Source organism: Vibrio sp. Of7-15, from assembly GCF_022347565.1.
Taxonomy (GTDB): Bacteria; Pseudomonadota; Gammaproteobacteria; order Enterobacterales; family Vibrionaceae; genus NORP241.
In genome coordinates this window covers 14,379-31,815 of record NZ_JAKRGH010000010.1, presented here as the reverse complement: position 1 = coordinate 31,815, position 17,437 = coordinate 14,379, and the positions used below count along the sequence as shown (strand labels likewise).

The window sequence follows — 17,437 nt, the reverse complement described above, 5'->3', positions numbered from 1 at the left end:
TTATTATGAGGCTTTTAAACCACTCATTAAAGATTCCAGCTCGTTCGCTTGGTGTTTGAGTTGTTCGATGTTTTGCACTGATGTCTGCACCATGTGATGTACCTCTTGAGACTGGCTACGCACCTGCTCGACACTTGAGGCGATCTCATCGGCGACAGCACCTTGCTCTTCAGCCGCTGCGGCAATCTCAATGCTGCGATCAGAGATATTTTGATTTCGAAGCGCTATGTTACCAATTTCATCGTTCACTAATGCCATTAATTGCTGGCCGTTGGTAGCGTTACTCACGGTATGAGTCATTAATTGCGTTAGTGATTTACTGTTACTCTGTAGAGCTTCAATCATATTTTGAATTTCAACCGTGGCTTGTTGTGTTCGGCTAGCAAGTGTTCTGACTTCGTCGGCAACTACCGCAAAACCACGGCCCTGTTCGCCAGCACGAGCCGCTTCAATAGCTGCATTTAAAGCGAGTAGGTTGGTTTGTTCCGAAATAGAACTGATGGTGGTGACCACATCATCAATTTGTGCGGCATTGGCATCCAGTTCTTCAACGGCCTGAGCAGCAGAATTGATTTCATTACTGAGAGTGGTAATAGAGGTTACTGTTTCATTGACCTTGCCTTTGCCAGACTCCGCTGCATTGGTGGCTTCATTCGTTTGGCTAGAGGCATCGTGAGCATGGCTCGCCACTTCACGAATTGTTGATGCCATTTGCTCTGTGGCGCTGGCTAAAGAGTCTAGGTGGCTTTGCTGAGTATGAGAGATAGAGCTGCTTTGCTGAGCTGATTGGGATAAATCAGAGCTAATTTGCTGCATTAAAGCTACAGATTCTTGCATGGCAAGCACTAGTTTTTGTTCACGTTCAGACACTTTATCAATTGTGATGGCAATGGTGCTAAATTCATCACGAACGGGGAAGAAGTTCATGCGGTTAGTCAAATCGCCAGTAGAAAGAGCTTGAAGCGCCTTATTCATCGTGAACATGGCGCCGCCAATGAAGGTCATGATGTAATAAATAGCAATACCAGCTAGGACAACAGCAATGCTGATCAATGTGATTTGAAAGGCAGATAGGGCATACCAAAGGCTGAAATCGTGTGCTGACGAAATACGGTAATCGCCTTGAGTAACATGAGCTGAAATAGCGTTACTGTTGTTGCTGTTGATCATCAGATCGGGTGTTTGACTTAAAATTTGAGCTGCGTCAGCTTGGCTAACATTATATTTATCAAGAACATGTGCCACAATTTGAACCTGATTGTTCATCGTGTCTTGTAAAATAGAGTCGGCAGCATTATCCAGTACGGCTGCTAGAATAATGAGAACAAGCAAGGGAAGAAAAAAGAGTAAATAGAACTTCTCTTGCAGTTTAATGTGAATCAAATACTTATCAATCCATCGGAATGCTACTTCTTTCATAATTAAGTCCATTTGTTTTATAGGCCGATGCATTGTAACTTGGTCGATAGTTTTTAATGATAACTTTGTAATAAAAAATTCGAGGCGGTGACATATGTCACAATTATGTTTTAAGGCGTTGGTATCAGGAAGGGTGCAAGGGGTCGGTTTTCGGTATCACACTACTCATGAAGGGTTAAAGTTAGGTTTAACGGGATATGCTAAAAACCTTGATACGGGCGATGTGGAAGTGTTCGCTTGCGGTAGTGAAGATAAACTTAAGATTTTAGAAAAATGGCTAGAGCATGGCCCGAAGACATCGCGTGTGGATAATTTGAAATTAGAGTGGCAGCCTTGGCAAAAATGCTCTGGGTTTACAATAAAATAAGCAGGTGTGGCCTGCTTATTATTCGTATTTTCAAGTGGTTATTACAAGCATTTTACGGGTTTAGGCAAGCCAGCCAGTTTGGTTGCTTGTTTTGCAGGACCTTGCTTGAACAACTTAAATAGGTATTTGCTGTTGCCTTTTTCTGGGCCGTGTTCTTTTTCCATTGCTTTCACCAACATGCGAACAGCAGGAGATGTATTAAACTCAAGATAGAATTTACGTACAAATAAAATCACTTCCCAGTGTGATTCTGTTAATTCAATGCCTTCATGTTCTGCTAAAACGGGCACCATCTCTTCATCCCAAACGGTATGATCTTTTAAATAGCCTTGAGCATCAGTCTCAATTTGCTGGCCTTTGTATTCAAACATAAGTGTTCTCTATTATGTGTTCTGTATAAGGATAATTAAGGAAGGGCAGTACTGGCAAGTATTTGTGCTAATGAAAGAAAAATAAAAAGGCCTGCACAAATGGCAGGCCTTAAAACAGTATCACTTAGTGGTGATATTAGTCATCGCTGTTCATGATGCCTAGGATGCTTAGTAGGCTGATGAATAGGTTGTAGATAGATACGTACAAGCTAACTGTTGCAGAGATGTAGTTAGTTTCACCGCCACGAACAATTGATTGCGTTGTAAGTAGAATCACACCTGTTGAGAACAGGATGAACATGCTGCTGATCGCCAGTGATAGCATTGGCATCTGTAGGAAGATGTTTGCAATTACACCAACAAGAAGAACAACAAAACCAGCCATTAGCATACCGTTAAGGAATGAAAGGTCACGTTTTGTCGTTAGCGCGTATGCAGAAGCACCTAGGAAGGCCATTGCAGTACCACCAAGAGCGGTTACTACCATGTCACCCATACCAGCACCTAAATAAGCATTTAGGATTGGGCCTAGTGTGTATCCCATGAAGCCTGTTAATAGGAAAGTAAATACAATACCCATGCTGTTATCACGGTTCTTTTCCGTTAAGAAAAGTAGGCCGTAAAAACCAACTAGAGTAATGATGAATCCTGGGTGAGGTAGGTTAAATACCATTGCTGCACCAGCGACTACTGCAGACCATACTAGGGTCATAGATAGTAGGAAGTAAGTGTTACGTAGAACTTTGTTTGTTTGTAGCGCACTTTCACGAGTTGAAGCTTGTGAAAACATTGAGTTGTTCATATTTCTCCCCTTAGGGTTCCATTATTTCTTTATAAGACATATATGGAGGTAAAAGTTCAGAAATTCAAGTCTAGTTCTGATTCTACTTTTTCCGACCAAAATTTTGTGAATTTATTAATGCCTATATTACGACATTGGTTGCTGATTATTGCAGTCAAGTTGTAACTATGTGTTACAAGTCTGATTATTCTTACGCAAAAACAGGGGATTAGGAAGTGTTATCTAGGAGGGAAAAAGAAGAAAAAGTTCGCCGAAGTGTTAATAACATTCGGCGAAGCTATGATTTTATTAGCTATTTGTGGCTAATTGTTCATTGTTACGTTTTGCTTTATAAACCAAAACTAAGCCCACAAAAACCACCGCGCCTTGCACGAGCATAACGGTAGACATTGAAAAAACACCGTATTGACTTAGTGCCGACACCAGCGCACTTGCTCCGAAGCAAATCATGGTTTGTAAGAAGTTTAATAACCCAGCCGCAGATGCACTGCATGACTTGAACTCTGTTAATGCACTGTTTACCACGATTGGGTAAATCGCACCGTTCGCTACCGCCATGAAACAGAATGGGATCAACAGTGGAATAATGCTGGTTGGTTCTGTGCGCCACGCTACCAAGAAAATCACTAATACACTTACTACAAATAGCTTTAGTAACCATGGCAGAAGTTGTTGTGGTTCAAACTTGGTCAGTAGGGCGCGACAGCCGTAGCCACCAACAATAAATGCAATAGTTTGAGGTACATAGCTAAGGCCGATGTCGGTACCAGAGTAACCCATTTCAGTCATGATGAAAGGCGAGCCTGTTAGCCATGCAAAAAATGCTGCTGAACATGCCGCAAAAATCAGCATATTACCCTTGAAACTATTTGACTTGAGAATGAATCGGTAGTTTGTGGTTAGCTGCTGAATGATATTTTGGTTATTTTCTTCTGTTTTCGGAGCTTCTTTTTCCGTCATGCTACGTAGAATCAGAAGCACACCAATAGCAGATAGCGTTAAAAATATGCTTGACCAACCAAGGTGTTTTTCTAGTGCTGCGCCAACTAAAGGAGCCAATGCTGGCGATAAAGCAACCAAAGGCATGATGGTGGCAAAAATGCGCTGTGACACTTTTCCATCGTATCGATCAATAACGACAGCTTGCCAAATTACGGTTGCACTACAGGCCCCTAATGCTTGGAAGAACCTTGCTACTAATAGGGTTTCAATGTTTGGCGCAAAAGCACAAACTAGGCTGCTGATGCTGAATAAGCCCATACCCGCAGATAGAGTTTTGATTTTTCCATGACGCTCAGAAAGCGGCCCATAGATTAATTGGCCCAGCGCCATACCCAGAAGAAACACACTTAGTGTCCAGCTGATCAAATTTTGAGATGTGCCTAAATCGCCTTTGATGATGTCAAAAGCAGGCAGGTACATATCTGTTGCGAGAAAGCCAAGCATACTTAAGCCAGCTAGCCAAAGATATGGAATTGATTGATTATTATTTTTCATAAGTAGATCTCTATAGTGTTATCGGCGCAGAGTCTATATCTGTCAATTCGGGCTGTGAAACGGTATATTTTATCAATTGCTTTCAAAAAAATTGATGTGTATGTTTTCTCACCAAGAATTAGTCATTATTGATGTTGTTGCTCGTCGGGGCAGTTTTTCGGCGGCTGCCCAAGAATTGCACAAAGTACCTAGTGCAATCAGTTATACGATCCGCTCAGTGGAAGATAAATTGGCGGTTACGTTGTTTAATCGGTTGCACCGAAAAGTTGAATTGACGAGCGCAGGGCACTTTTTCGTGGAAGAGGCGAGAAAGTTATTAAAACAGATGGAAGAGGTTAGGCAACAAACCCAGCGTGTTGCGAATGGTTGGCAAAAAAGTATTTCTGTTTCTTTGGATAATATTGTGCGTGAGGACAGTGTTAACCAATTAGTACGCGATTTTTATAATCAGTTTCCTGATATTGAATTACTACTGACTATGGATGTGTTTAACGGGGTTTGGGACGCATTGTCTGATGGACGTGCGGATATTGCCATTGGCGCAACCACGGCTATTCCTGTGGGCGGTAATTTCTCATTTCGTGATATGGGATCATTGTCATGGTGGTTTGTGGTAAGCCCCGAGCATCCTTTAGCAGCATCGACTCAGCCGCTTGAAGAGTCAGAACTTGTTCAGTATCCGGCTATTTGTTTGGAAGATACGTCTCGGAACTTAACAAAACGGACTACTTGGTTGCTGGATAACCAGCGTCGTTTGGTAGTACCTAATTGGCACAGTGCAGAGCAATGTTTTAAAGCTGGGCTTGGCGTTGGAGTGATGCCAGCTCACCGCGCTCAAGCATTAATTGAGAAAGGGGAGCTTGTTCGCAAGCCATTAGCGCAGCCTCACCCAGACAGTTTGTGTTGCTTAGCATGGAATAATGACAGTTTAGGCCCAGCACTCAGTTGGTTACTGGATTATCTAGGATACAGTGAGAAGTTGCATCGTGAGTGGTTGAAATAGGTTATCACTATGTTGATATATGCTCTGAAGTAGAATAAGTTTCTAATTTTTAAACAAAAGAGTCACAATCCTTCATAAGTAGATAGTGACTCTTAATTTATTATAATAACAGCATGGTGCTATTTATTTTCAAGAGGAATAAATCCCTCAATATAATCTGGCTGATCAGCAACAGTATAGGTTAAACCTTTTTTAATAATATAAGCATCGTTTAATGTCTTTAGGTAAAAAGTTTTTCCTGTCAAAATTAACTTGTCTGCATTAATATAAATTATTTCGCCATTGATATTTTGCTTTAAGTGATATTCATAGTTATTACTTTTTGTCGACTTTACGGCGTTAGTTTGCTTGTCGCCTATGAAACACTGAAAACCATATGGCTTGAGTTCATAAACAAGGTTGTCTTGTAATTTAATACATTCTTCGGCACTAGCACTAACTGTAAATAAAAGGCTCAGTGGAACAATAATTTTTTTTAACATGTTTATCCTATCAATCGTTATCTTTGTGACAATCTGTGCATTTTTTCCCCCCAGCAGAGACATGTGTTATTATTGGTGTGCCAATAGTAACAGTTCCATCCGGTAATTCTTCTTTACCGATACCATTGTCAATAATTATGACGTCTCCTGGTAAGCTGATGCCGCCGCCGCCGCCGCCGCCGCCGATGCCGCCGCCGATGCCGCCGATGCCGCCGCCGATGCCGCCGATGCCGCCGCCGCCGCCATCACTGTCTCCAGGACGTGGTAGTGGTTTAAGTGGTTGTCCTGGTGGGTTTGGTTGAATGGGCATGATGTCCACAAGGCTTACTCGACCACTGTTTATATCGTCTGTTATGTAGCCAGTGACAGCGGCACCAACGACGGCTCCGACGAAAGGTGTAGCTACCGGTGATACAACAACAGTTACTGTGCCGCCAACTACGCCTGCGACTACATTTGATGTTGGCACATTTGAGCCTCCAGCTAGATTGCCTGTGTATCCGCCAACACCAGCACTAATTACGCCTTTTGCATAGTCTTTTAATATAATATACCCGCTACTGACATTGGCAGCACTTAATTCTGATCTATCACCTAAAGGCTTTTCATTGCCTAGTAAGATTTCATGATCAGAAAACTCTTTTAGCAACCAATATGACATCCTTGCTTGCAGAGGTTCCCATCTGGTAACGGTAAATTTATTTTCAACTCTAAATATATACATTGCTGAGTTTGATTTTAAACCAAATATAGGACCAACATTTTTACTATTGCTATGTCGTGAAACTAGTTTACTTCCATCATCTTGGTATTGAACCACTCTTAACTTCATGTGGGTAGGTCTAAAATAAGAAGAGTCAGCTGCCTCTTGTATTTTTAATGTTTTTTTAATTATAGTGTTTGATGGGTAGTCACTATAAAAACATAGTTCACCATTCACATCGTGGTGTTCATATATTTTTCCTTCTTCTAAAAAAAGGCAGTCCTCTTTTTTTTTAGCTCCCTCAGCGGTAGCATTACAATTAAATGAAATTAGAAAAGCAATTAAAGTACTATTAAAATATTTATTAAACTTCATATTTTAACCGAAAAATAATTGATAATTTATTCTTAACATACAAACCTATTTGAGTTAATTATTGGGCTCAGCTTATATGAATGGCCATTCACAGTGGGAATGTACTTTAATTAAATATATGTCGTCAATATAAATATCAAATAAAAGTGCAAATGATAGTTATTTTTATTAGTATTTCTATTTTTTGTGTATTGTTTGACCAACTAATTTAATTTTGATTGGTTCATTACATATGAACTTTATTGTCATTATTGGGTTTTTTTAGGTGTTTCCTCCTAAATGAAGGTAGGCTTAAAGAGTTATAGTGTGAAGCAAGTTTAATCATATCTAATTCAGCGAGTTTATGGCGTTGTTCCCTTAATCATATTAAGATTAAAGCACCAGCTTTGAGGGGAGATTAAGTAACTCGCACTCAGTAACGTAGGAAAATGTTTTTTGTAACAGCGATGAATGATGTCGAGGTAGAAGTTTTTAAAATCATCACTGAGGTGGTATATGAAAAACGATATTGATGGTTATAATTCCACTTTCTGACATTTGTAGTGTTCAACAAATTTTGGATACTACTTTAAGCCGATCTTCAGCAGTGGCTGGCGACAACCCATCATTTTCTTGATGTGGCTGTTGCCAGTTGTCATAGTCCATCAGTCCTTTCTTGCTTGGTTCATAGTTAAGTCGACAGCTGCTGGCATCCACTCTGTCTTCAGGCTTTTAGATAGTTTTCCAGTGGTTACTTTCAGTGAAAGTAACCACTGGAAATGCGGATGACCGAAAACCTGTTGTGGAAATGTGCCAAGATTTACGGGGATAAGGGCTATATATCGTAAAGATTAGCTGATGAATTGGTGGAAAAAGATATCTATTTCATCACCGACACAAGGAAAAGTATGAAGCCGAAGGCTATGAAAGTATGGACAAGCTTATGTTAAGAAAGAGACTTATCATTGAGACTGCCTTCGACCAATTAAAACATATTTCTCAAATAGAACATACTCGGTACCGAAGCTGTATCGGTTTCATGGTTAATCTTTTAGCTGGATTAATTGCCTACACTTTTCAATAATAGAAGCCGAGTATTAAAATTACTCGGCTTGAAAAGCAATCTCTTATGCAGATCTGAGGCGAGGCTAGGTTAATTATTACCTATCTTCTTTTAAGGTGTGGTAGCCCGCCCAAATTCGTGTCGCTGTGGTAAACCAGCATAAGGCACCAAAAATGAAGGCAATTGTGGCGAAGTGTTGCGGCAGTAAACAAAACAGCACAAAGCAGGCGATGGTTTCGGTGCCTTCTGTTAAACCCCCTATATAATACAAAGATTTACTCTTATACACCGGGTTATCTATTTGTCTTTTACCTGCCATGATGGCAAAAGCTAAAAAGCTAGAGCCTGTCCCCATGAAAGAGAAAATCAAAAAAGCGCCAGCGATACCGTTGGCGTCTGGGTTCGCTAGTACAAACCCAAATGGCACCATGGAATAGAACAGAAAATCCAGTGTGATATCTAAAAAACCGCCACAATCTGTAATACCCTGCATTCGTGCTACAGCACCATCTAACCCATCAAAAATGCGATTAATAAGAATAAAGGCCAACGCCCATAGGTATTCTTCAAACGCTAAAGCAGGCAGCGCCAGCATACCAATCACAAAGCCAGTTAATGTAATATGGTTAGCTGTTATTCCAAGCTTGTTAGGCAGTGCAGCTATCTGTGTTAATGGCCAGCGAATGAGTTTAATACTGTATCTATCAAGCATGGTTTATGTCCTGTGACCAAGGCCAAGTTAGGCAAGGGTTGTTATCGGGAATGTCATCTTCATCATGTGTCACCATCAAGGTCGGTATTTTCCGCTCAATGATTTGAGAAAACACCCAACTTCGAAAAGACATACGTAGTGATTTGTCTAACTTGCTGAAAGGTTCATCCAATAAAATGGCAGCAGGTTCGGCTAGTAGCATGCGCATTAGGCTGATCCTAGCGCGTTGGCCCCCAGATATTTGTGATGGAGCATGATCAGCTAAGTGAAGTAGTTCAATTTGAGCCAGTGTCTCTAGGGCTTTTTGTTTCCGGTTTATGCCCTTAAATCGAGCTGGCAAAGCAAGGGCTAAATTTTCCCAGACCGATAAATGTGGAAAGAGTAAGTCGTCTTGAAACAGGATCCCGACTTGTCTTTTTTCAGGAGGAAGATCCGTAAGATCTTTATTGTTTAAGGTGATCTCGCCGTTAAAGTGAAACTCTGGCGACAGATGACCCGCCACCACACTTAGTAATGTTGATTTACCACAACCACTTGGCCCCATGAGGGTTAAAATTTGTCCCGGTTCAATGCAAAAACTCACGGTATTAAACAGTGGCGTATGGGAACGATCAGAGATTGTGAGATTTTTTATGCACAGACTCATCGACGAGTGTACTCCTTGGTGATGATGTTTTTAAACCAACGCGATCGACTTGAGCTAATCGACTAGCTGCTAAAGCAAATACAAAGAAGGCGAGTGGTAGAGCGGCTTGCCATAATGCGTATAAGGCTGAGACTCTGCGATCTTGCCCACTTGCTAACGCCACTGCTTCGGTGGTTAGGGTGCTGATACGGCCGGCACCCAGCATAAGAGTTGGCAGGTATTGTGTCAGGCTGACACTGATCCCGACTGCCCATGCTAACCAAATGGCTGGCATTAAAATTGGGCGTTTAATTTTCCACCACACTTTTAGTGGCGACATGCCTAAACTCAGGGCGGTCATTTCGTAACGTATATCGAAGCTGCGCCAAGGCCCGTCGAGAGCTAAATAAATATAGGGAAACGCAAATAAAACGTGCGCCCAAATTACCCATAACGAGTAATGCTCACCAGGTACTAAAATCGTGGCGATTTGGATACCAAATAAAATGGAAAGTTGAGGGGCCAGCATAGGCAGCGCAATAATAAAATTAGGGACGCGAATTTTGTGCTTCTGGTGGTATTCATGAGCGATCAAAGCCAGTAATAAGGCGATAGAGCCACTGAGCAGTCCTATATTAAGGCTGATGAAGATGACGCTTTGAATGAACTCCCATTCCTGCTGCCAGAAACGAAGGCTGAAACGAGATGGCATTAAATCGGGGAAGCGCCAGCGCAGTGCAAACGACCACACTAGCATGAGCGGTAGAGTCAGCAATGGAATGATGGCGATAAGGCTAAATAAACCAGTGCCGGGCCAGTGCAACGAGTGGTGGCCATTATATTGCCATTTTCGCCACAGCTTTGTGAATAGAAATTCAAAAGCTCGTATTAACATTAGCAATAGGGAGCAAAGTAGGAAAAGAATCATTGCTCCTGCAGCGGCCCTTGGTAGAAAGTTTAAATCTGGATCGTTGAACCACTGCCAAACTAACACGGCAAAGGTTGGTGGGTTTGTTGGCCCAAGAATAAGAGCAACATCCACAACAGACATGCTATAAGCCATAACGGCATATAAAGGGAAGCGTATTTTAGGCAACCACTGAGGAAGGATGATGGTCATCCAAGTTTGTTTGGTATTGTACCCCAAGCTATTGGCAGTAATTAAAGTTTGCTGCACATTTAACTGTTTAAGTACAGGAATACTCATGAGCAGCAAAAAAGGGACTTCTTTAATGGATAACGCGATAATTAAGCCAATACCGTACTGATCATTGATTAAACTCCATTGGCTGATACTGGGATCATCTAAGATAAATGCAATAAGTCGGGCGATCAATCCGGTTGGGGTGAATAAAAATGCAAACCCGATAGCAAAAGCGACATGAGGCAGAGACAGTAGAGGAGACAACCACAGCTCGATGCGTTGCCACTTACTGGAGTGCCAGCTTGCTCTTAAAATGAGAAAAGTAATACTGGTAGCAAGTATGGTGCTAAAAACACTGGTTACAATGGTTAACAGGATGGATTTTTCCACGCCAGGCCATTGAGTAACTTGCTTAAAAGCATCGAAAGAGGGGCTCTCAAACCCAATAGGGGGTAAGTAATGAAATGAAGAGAAAACGAGCCCTAGTACCCCAGGAACTAGTGGTAATAAACAAATTGCTACCATCGTCAGGTACAGCAGACGGAACATAAATAGCCTTGATGAAAGGCCCAAAGAATTGAGCCTTAACGTTAAATTAAAATGTAGCCTTATTGGCCGTAGCGGCGTTGCCATTCATTTTCAATGGCCACTTGCCAGCTAGGGTGTGGTTCATCAATAGATTTAAACAGCGTGGTTTCTTTTGCACTGCCAGAAAGGTGTTTTGTTTTTAATACCGCTGGGTCACCCCAAATATTTAAATCGCCTTTACGAGATTGTGCTTCAGGGCTGAGTAAAAAGTTAATGGCAACTTGTGCGCCAGCTTTAGCATTAGCGTTCCAAGGAATGGCTAAGAAGTGAATATTGGACAACGCACCGGATTCCATAGCATAAGCTTGGGTAGTTTCAGACAATGTGCCACTAACTTGAGCAGAGCTTACTGAATTTGGATTAAAAGTAATGGCAAGTTGTAATTCACCATCGTCAAGCAATTGCATCATCTGAGTGCTGCCTGTTGGAAATTGCTTACCTTTGCGCCATGCGTATTGATGAAAATCATCAAGGTACTGCCAAAGAGGTGCAGTGACAGCAGCAAAGTTTGCGTCATCAACGGGTTGATACAACGCGTCTTTGTTCGAGCTTAGCTCAAGTAACACCGCTTTTAGGAAGCTGGTGCCGTGGAAGGCTGGTGGACGAGGATAACTCAGTGTACCAGGGAATGCTTTCGCAAAACTCAGCATTTCAGTAAATGTCTGCGGTGGGTTTGCTAAGGTGGCTTTATCGTGGATGAATACAAGTTGGCCAACTCCCCACGGAGCTTCTAATTCTAATGTTGGCTCGGTGAAATCCACATCCACTGGAAGTGATTTATCAACGTATTGCCAGCTAGGTAGATCACTGACAAAAGGACCAAAAAGTAAATTACTGTTCTTCATGGATTTAAAGTTTTCACCATTAATCCAAACCATATCAACGCTGCCACCAGAGTGCTTGCCACTGGTTTTTTCAGCGAGCAAGCGCGTTGTGGTTTCTGAAATATCAGAGACTTTTACATGATTTAGTGTGACGCCATAACGCGATTTCAGCTGTTTACCAGCCCAACGTAAATAGGCGTTAATTTCTTGACTACCGCCCCAAGCGTTAAAATATACCGTTTGCCCACGAGCCTTACGTTCAATTTCATCCCAATGCTTGGGTGTTTCTGCTAATGCCCATTGACTGCATAGCATTAAGCTAAGTGCGGTGATCAATTTTTTCATCATGATTCCCTGAAGTTAGTCCCTGTTAAGATTCATTTTATAATGGTTGAAAAACGTAATGGATATGTATTGTTATGGTATCAAGATTTTGATTTTACTGTATTTGCTATGGATTGCCATAGGCCTTACGTTTATTGATAAAGCCCATAACGTGTTTCGCGATCAGAGGAAATAATCCAAGCAGTGCAAGCGAAATCAGTACCGATGGGGAAACAATGCCAGATAGGCTATCTATCTCAGCCAATTGTGTCCCTGCATTAAGGTAGACCATGGTGCCAGGAAGCATGCCAATTTGGCTAAATAAATAGAAGCGGCTCGCGGTTATAGGAGTAAGCCCCATTAATAGGTTAATTAAAAAGAATGGGAAGATTGGAATTAGGCGTAAAGAAAAAAGATAAAATGGGCCATCTTTTTCAATGCCTTTGTTAATGGTTTCGAGCTTTTGACCAAATTTCTTCTGTACCCAATCTTTTAGTAAGTAGCGGCTGAACAAAAAGGCGAGTGTTGCTCCAATGGTACTGGCAAATGAAACCAATAATAAACTCCACCAAAAGCCAAAAAGAGCGGCACCGAGTAGGGTGAAGATGGCTGCACCAGGTAATGAAAGGGCGGTAATACTGATATAAAGGGCAAAATAGACCAAGCTAGAAAGTAATGGTTGGCTGGCGATGGTATCTTGCAGTGCTTGTTGCTGAAGCTTGGCATTTTCAAGGGTCAGGTATTGGCCAAGATCAAAGGCAAACCACAGCCCAACAATCGCAATGAATATCGCAACCAGAATTTTTTTCTTATCCATGTTGTTTTCCTACAAAAAGAACTATTAATGATGATTGACCTGATTCTTAAAAGAAATCTTTCAAATAAAATTAATTTTGTCTTAATAGTAAAATACAGTCGATGGATAAGTGCGTTTGAAGAAGTAAGTAGAGGTATCAATACAGGTAGTAAGAGAGTGGGGTGTTGTATTACTGATGCTTTACAAAGTAAACTGAAGAATTAGGGAGCTCAAAAGTTCTTGAGCACCCTAATCGGCAGCAGGGTACAACGGCCTCAGTATTCTATTGGAATAGATATACCGACATCAGAACCGTTTGTTGTTTTATTATTGTTATTATGCGTGATCGAGCTTTTGTAATAATTCTGTTTTTCTGTTTTGTGGAATCACAGACCAGTGCTTACCACATATAGCACCTTCTAATGCCCATAACAGATCAACACTCACATTGGATGTGTGAGACTGCTGAACGGCTAAAAATGCTTGAATAGAACCAGCAGTACATAAGTCTTCTACTGATTGAATTCCCGCTTTTTTAAGCATGCGCTCTGTGCCTAAACGAAGGTTTGGTAAATCTTTTAAACGGTTAGGGCCAGCAGCTGCTTGTGCTTGTTTTTCTTCGCGAGCACTCGTTAGTGCGTATTCAGCTTGAATTAAGATTTGATCGGTATTATTCCAAGCGTCTTCAGATAAAGCGAAGTACTTGGTTGTAACAGGAAAGCCTCGTTTTTTGTAAACATATGGCTTCAACCCTTGTTCTTTGAACAAAGTCGAGCTTTTTTCATTAGCTCGCAAATGAAGTTGATCTTGAACCACTAAGGCAAACATTGTGTCGTCGACAAAAATGCCAAACCCGCCAAACATAGAACGAGATTTAACGGTGCCAAGGTGGTCAAACAGTTTTAATGAGTTTTTAAGTGTTGGTTTATCCATGCTGCTTCTCGGTGAATGAATTTGTGTCACCTAACATTCAGAGCTAGAGGATAGATTAGCGAGGCAATTGATTGAGAATGTCATAACAATGTTAATAAAAAGTTAGACATCTACAAAGAAATGTATATACCTGCCATCGGCGACCCCGCTACCATATAAAGTACTCATTTGTATGAGTAATTTATTTAGGCCGGAAGTTTTGCGTCCCATTCTTTCAAATGGTTTGCCCTGTGCGTGACAGACAAAGTGTATAACAATTTTGTGATACTTATTTAGAATTGGAAAATAAAAGTGTGATCTTGAGCCATAAAATAGAATATTTACTAGTAATCAAGATTCATATGTAGTGCCTATAAAACACGCAAAAAAAGTGAGTGAATACAAAGAGAAGAAAATAAAAATGCGACCATGATAGATCGCATTTACAAAATAGAATCAGAGATAAAGATTAGATTTTCTTAACAGAACTTCGTTCTACTAAAATTGGTGTCATTTCAAATGTACGCTTCTCGTGATCTTTATCTTTAATTCTCTCTAGCAGGATTTCAACAGCTGTTTTACCCACACGGCGTTTTGGCTGGTGAATCGTTGTTAATGGTGGAGAGAAGTAGGGAGCCAGCTCGATATTATCGTAACCAATAACCGAAATATCTTCAGGCACTCTTATGCCGCTTTGCTGAAACTTACTCATTACTGCTAATGCCATGATGTCATTAAAGCAGAAAATAGCGGTAGGGCGTTTTTCCATTGCTATCACTTGTTCAGCGAGCTTCATCGCTTGCTCACATTCAAAGTCACCTTCCAAAATCCAATCTTCATTTGGAGTAACGTTGTATTCAGCCAGTGCACGGTAGTAGCCATGAATACGCTCTTTACACGCCATTTTATCAATATGGCCTGTTAAACATGCAATGTCTTTATGACCATTATCCAGTAAGTATTTCGTGGCTAAATAGCCGCCTTCTTCAGAGTTATCGATTATTTTATCGGTATGTGGGCTTTCTGGACCCCAATCCATAATCACCATCGGCAGTTCAGTCTTGCGCTCTAGTAAGGCAAGCAGATCGGAGGTGAGATCTGAGCACATCACTAATAAGCCATCGACACGCTTTTCAGCAAGCATACGTAGGTAATCACGTTGTTTAGTGATGTTACCTTCCGTATTACACATGATCAGGGTATAACCCTGCTTATAGCAGTAGTTTTCAACACCATGTACCACTTCAGCAAAAAATGGGTTGGTTGATTGAGTGACTAATAAGCCAATAGTGCGTGTGGTATTGCATTTTAAGCTTCGAGCAACGGCACTTGGGGCGTAGTTTAATTCTTCTACAGCGTCTTGGACTTTCTTTTGAGTGGCCTCAGCAACAAAACGAGTTTTATTGATGACGTGCGAAACCGTTGTGGTAGAAACACCGGCGAGACGGGCAACGTCTTTAATTGTAGACATATAAAAATCCTGTAGGGAAGCTTGAAATATAAACAAGCTTGTTTGCTGTACAAAATAAAAAACCGCTACTAAAGCGGTAAAATGTTGTAATTATTTTTTTCGTACATAGTTAATCGTTTGCGATCACATATTTTATATCTAACTTATAGAAGTGACAATGTTTGAATGTACAACGGCGGCATTTTTTGATTGGGATCAAGTACGGAATAATAAAAAAACCGATCTGGTCAGACCGGTTTAATTAGGAATTTTAGAGGGTTATAAAATATTATTCGCCAATAAGGAAGGCTTCGTCTAATTGACAAAAAGCGAGTAATAATTGAGAAACCGCGGCGTAAAAGCCAAATTTGTCGCGTTGTTGGCAATCTTTTGCGAAAGCAGGAAGCCAATTTAATAGGTGTTGTTTTAAGAAAGCCAGTTGAGCTTGCATTAGTTCTTCAGTTTGTTCTGGCTGTTTTTGTTCGTTTGAACGAATGATTAAATTACCTAAAAAATCCAATTGAATAGCAAGGTGATCAGCGGGTTCATTAAACTCTTTACGTTGACTAATGCCATATTCAGACATTAATTTCACCATGTCTTGAGCTGGTTTATCGTTTAATAAGCCAGTTTCACCAACGTACATCGAGGCGTAAGGCAACGCACCAGTTTTTGGTGTACTTAAAAATAACCCGCAAAAATCCGCAGCAAGTTCGAGTTGCGCTTCTTCACGATCAAGAAGTTGATTAAGAGACGTTTTCACGTTTTCCATTGGTTTAGATAATTCTGGAGTTTGTGCTAAACCGTCTAAAAAAGTTCGGATTTCATAGCTTTGATAGTGTTCTAGATCTTCGTTTGTTAGCTCTTTGGCAAACAAGCTTGAAAGCCACCAGTAGATTTCAGCACGTTGTTCATTAAATGCAATGATCTCTTGCATGGTTTTATTACTCCAGAAAAAGAATGTTATTCACATACATCTTCGCGTGTCTGATGATGTATGTGAATAGCCTTTGTGATTATCTTAGTTTGTTTGCTCAACAATGGTTCAATTAAGCTTATTATCGTTAACTCTATCATTAATAAGGCACCCAGTTGATGATCTTTAACAAGGTTATCCAAGAAAGAGCGGCAATATGTAATGGTATGAAAACAATGATTATATGGTGTTGTCTGTTGAAAAGCGCCATATAGGTTGAATACTTTCAGCTAAATTATCTTTTGTAACCCAAGCTTGGACCGAGACATATTGCCAAGCAATTTTGGTGTTATGGTCGACCTTCTCATCTAAGATTTGTTTTTTGTTTTTTATATCGCCTTGAATGGTGGCAGTAAAGGTTCGATTGCCCATCTGCTGGCTTAACACCTCACCTTTACCTGTTTTTTCAATCCATCCCGTGAGTTGCACTTTGAGCATTTCTTTGTCGCAAGCGATCACCAAAACATCTGATGCGGGTAAGAGTTTTCCCTGAACAGTACCGTTAGCGCTTGGGGTAGAAAAAAGGGGCTTTTCAGCCAAAGAATACAGTAGAGAGGCTTTTTCTTTTATAGACTTGGCAGATGAAGGTTCAGTTATGGTGCAGCCGCTGGTACTTAAGGTTCTGAGATCAGAACTGACAGCTGTGTACTGCATAAGCGGGCTTGCTTGGGTGTGTGTACTTAGCAATAAAATCATGGCGGGAAGGGTATGTTTTCTAAATTGACCCCATGAAACCTGCAAAATTCTTCTCATCGTATCTACGCTTATATTTAGGTGTGTCATCCTGACTAAATGCAATTAAGAGCATTGATACGCATATTGTATTGCTGAAGTATGAATACGGTTAGGTGTTTGGATGAACAAACGAGGGTAGCTTATGACACTTTGTTAATAGGAACCTCAAATCTTGTTTTAGATCATGCTGGTACTTGAAATATTTGCCTTCGAGATATTTACGCTAGATTTATGACAAAATATGAATAGAATAGCGGCCCAAACAAGTAGAAACAGAAAGATGAGAGTGC

The 17,437-nt window shown here is 40.8% G+C and carries 16 protein-coding genes, 1 pseudogene and 1 riboswitch; of the genes and pseudogenes, 2 read left to right on the top strand and 15 right to left on the bottom strand.

Going from position 1 to position 17,437, the window contains the following annotated elements:
* Positions 1-3: 3 nt before the first annotated feature.
* Positions 4-1,419, bottom strand: coding sequence for a methyl-accepting chemotaxis protein (locus tag MHO82_RS12525; protein ID WP_239184291.1), 1,416 nt, complete (start codon positions 1,417-1,419; stop codon positions 4-6).
* Positions 1,420-1,513: 94 nt separating this feature from the next.
* Here MHO82_RS12525 and yccX point away from each other — a divergent pair, with 94 nt between their 5' ends.
* Positions 1,514-1,786 (top strand): acylphosphatase, encoded by a 273-nt coding sequence (gene yccX / locus MHO82_RS12520; protein ID WP_239184290.1) that lies wholly within the window; start codon positions 1,514-1,516, stop codon positions 1,784-1,786.
* Between the two features lie 41 nt (positions 1,787-1,827).
* Here the strand turns inward: yccX and MHO82_RS12515 are convergent, their stop codons facing one another.
* From MHO82_RS12515 to punC, 3 genes are all read right to left on the bottom strand, one after another.
* On the bottom strand, positions 1,828-2,157 hold the full coding sequence (locus tag MHO82_RS12515; protein WP_239184289.1) for a TusE/DsrC/DsvC family sulfur relay protein: 330 nt from the start codon (positions 2,155-2,157) through the stop codon (positions 1,828-1,830).
* A 136-nt stretch (positions 2,158-2,293) separates the two neighbouring features.
* Positions 2,294-2,959, bottom strand: coding sequence for a Bax inhibitor-1/YccA family protein (locus MHO82_RS12510; RefSeq protein ID WP_239184288.1), 666 nt, complete (start codon positions 2,957-2,959; stop codon positions 2,294-2,296).
* Positions 2,960-3,247: 288 nt separating this feature from the next.
* Positions 3,248-4,456, bottom strand: a complete 1,209-nt coding sequence (gene punC, locus MHO82_RS12505) for a purine nucleoside transporter PunC (protein WP_239184287.1) — start codon at positions 4,454-4,456, stop codon at positions 3,248-3,250.
* 100 nt (positions 4,457-4,556) lie between these two features.
* On the opposite strand from punC, the gene punR reads away from it, so the two are divergent.
* Complete coding sequence (punR, locus tag MHO82_RS12500; RefSeq protein ID WP_239184286.1) at positions 4,557-5,459, top strand: DNA-binding transcriptional activator PunR; 903 nt, start codon at positions 4,557-4,559, stop codon at positions 5,457-5,459.
* Positions 5,460-5,578: 119 nt separating this feature from the next.
* On the opposite strand, the gene MHO82_RS12495 is transcribed toward punR, so the two are convergent.
* The 11 genes and pseudogenes from MHO82_RS12495 to MHO82_RS12445 form a co-directional block, all read right to left on the bottom strand.
* Positions 5,579-5,941, bottom strand: coding sequence for a hypothetical protein (locus MHO82_RS12495; RefSeq protein ID WP_239184285.1), 363 nt, complete (start codon positions 5,939-5,941; stop codon positions 5,579-5,581).
* Positions 5,942-5,951: 10 nt separating this feature from the next.
* Entirely contained in the window at positions 5,952-7,019 is a 1,068-nt protein-coding gene (locus tag MHO82_RS12490; protein ID WP_239184284.1) for a hypothetical protein, read from the bottom strand.
* Between the two features lie 1,139 nt (positions 7,020-8,158).
* On the bottom strand, positions 8,159-8,773 hold the full coding sequence (locus tag MHO82_RS12485; RefSeq protein ID WP_239184283.1) for a CDP-alcohol phosphatidyltransferase family protein: 615 nt from the start codon (positions 8,771-8,773) through the stop codon (positions 8,159-8,161).
* Complete coding sequence (locus tag MHO82_RS12480) at positions 8,766-9,419, bottom strand: ATP-binding cassette domain-containing protein (protein WP_239184282.1); 654 nt, start codon at positions 9,417-9,419, stop codon at positions 8,766-8,768. Before MHO82_RS12480 ends, MHO82_RS12485 begins: the two co-directional genes overlap by 8 nt.
* A complete protein-coding gene (locus tag MHO82_RS12475) occupies positions 9,385-11,091 on the bottom strand; it encodes a thiamine ABC transporter permease (RefSeq protein ID WP_239184281.1) in 1,707 nt (568 codons plus the stop codon). The genes MHO82_RS12480 and MHO82_RS12475 overlap by 35 nt, the downstream gene beginning before the upstream one ends.
* A gap of 59 nt (positions 11,092-11,150) precedes the next feature.
* Positions 11,151-12,299 carry an ABC transporter substrate-binding protein gene (locus MHO82_RS12470; RefSeq protein ID WP_239184280.1) on the bottom strand — a complete coding sequence of 383 codons (1,149 nt, stop codon included), beginning with the start codon at positions 12,297-12,299 and terminating at the stop codon, positions 11,151-11,153.
* A gap of 118 nt (positions 12,300-12,417) precedes the next feature.
* Positions 12,418-13,095: pseudogene (locus MHO82_RS12465) on the bottom strand (TVP38/TMEM64 family protein); the annotation flags it as partial.
* Between the two features lie 315 nt (positions 13,096-13,410).
* A complete protein-coding gene (locus tag MHO82_RS12460; protein ID WP_239184279.1) occupies positions 13,411-14,007 on the bottom strand; it encodes a TfoX/Sxy family DNA transformation protein in 597 nt (198 codons plus the stop codon).
* A 135-nt stretch (positions 14,008-14,142) separates the two neighbouring features.
* Positions 14,143-14,245: riboswitch (cyclic di-GMP riboswitch) on the bottom strand.
* Between the two features lie 210 nt (positions 14,246-14,455).
* On the bottom strand, positions 14,456-15,457 hold the full coding sequence (locus MHO82_RS12455; RefSeq protein WP_239184278.1) for a substrate-binding domain-containing protein: 1,002 nt from the start codon (positions 15,455-15,457) through the stop codon (positions 14,456-14,458).
* A 268-nt stretch (positions 15,458-15,725) separates the two neighbouring features.
* Positions 15,726-16,373: a molecular chaperone TorD gene (gene torD, locus MHO82_RS12450; protein WP_239184277.1), complete on the bottom strand. Its 648-nt coding sequence runs from the start codon at positions 16,371-16,373 to the stop codon at positions 15,726-15,728.
* A 219-nt stretch (positions 16,374-16,592) separates the two neighbouring features.
* Positions 16,593-17,195, bottom strand: a complete 603-nt coding sequence (locus tag MHO82_RS12445) for a hypothetical protein (protein ID WP_239184276.1) — start codon at positions 17,193-17,195, stop codon at positions 16,593-16,595.
* Between the last annotated feature and the right edge of the window lie 242 nt (positions 17,196-17,437).

Coding starts and splice junctions, on each gene's coding strand:
- MHO82_RS12525 (WP_239184291.1), bottom strand. CDS start 1,419: ATGAAAGAAGTAGCATTCCGATGGATTGATAAGTATTTGATTCACATT.
- MHO82_RS12470 (WP_239184280.1), bottom strand. CDS start 12,299: ATGAAAAAATTGATCACCGCACTTAGCTTAATGCTATGCAGTCAATGG.
- MHO82_RS12445 (WP_239184276.1), bottom strand. CDS start 17,195: ATGACACACCTAAATATAAGCGTAGATACGATGAGAAGAATTTTGCAG.
- yccX (WP_239184290.1), top strand. CDS start 1,514: ATGTCACAATTATGTTTTAAGGCGTTGGTATCAGGAAGGGTGCAAGGG.
- MHO82_RS12510 (WP_239184288.1), bottom strand. CDS start 2,959: ATGAACAACTCAATGTTTTCACAAGCTTCAACTCGTGAAAGTGCGCTA.
- MHO82_RS12495 (WP_239184285.1), bottom strand. CDS start 5,941: ATGTTAAAAAAAATTATTGTTCCACTGAGCCTTTTATTTACAGTTAGT.
- punC (WP_239184287.1), bottom strand. CDS start 4,456: ATGAAAAATAATAATCAATCAATTCCATATCTTTGGCTAGCTGGCTTA.
- MHO82_RS12480 (WP_239184282.1), bottom strand. CDS start 9,419: ATGAGTCTGTGCATAAAAAATCTCACAATCTCTGATCGTTCCCATACG.
- punR (WP_239184286.1), top strand. CDS start 4,557: ATGTTTTCTCACCAAGAATTAGTCATTATTGATGTTGTTGCTCGTCGG.
- MHO82_RS12490 (WP_239184284.1), bottom strand. CDS start 7,019: ATGAAGTTTAATAAATATTTTAATAGTACTTTAATTGCTTTTCTAATT.
- MHO82_RS12515 (WP_239184289.1), bottom strand. CDS start 2,157: ATGTTTGAATACAAAGGCCAGCAAATTGAGACTGATGCTCAAGGCTAT.
- MHO82_RS12475 (WP_239184281.1), bottom strand. CDS start 11,091: ATGTTCCGTCTGCTGTACCTGACGATGGTAGCAATTTGTTTATTACCA.
- MHO82_RS12485 (WP_239184283.1), bottom strand. CDS start 8,773: ATGCTTGATAGATACAGTATTAAACTCATTCGCTGGCCATTAACACAG.
- torD (WP_239184277.1), bottom strand. CDS start 16,373: ATGCAAGAGATCATTGCATTTAATGAACAACGTGCTGAAATCTACTGG.
- MHO82_RS12460 (WP_239184279.1), bottom strand. CDS start 14,007: ATGGATAAACCAACACTTAAAAACTCATTAAAACTGTTTGACCACCTT.
- MHO82_RS12455 (WP_239184278.1), bottom strand. CDS start 15,457: ATGTCTACAATTAAAGACGTTGCCCGTCTCGCCGGTGTTTCTACCACA.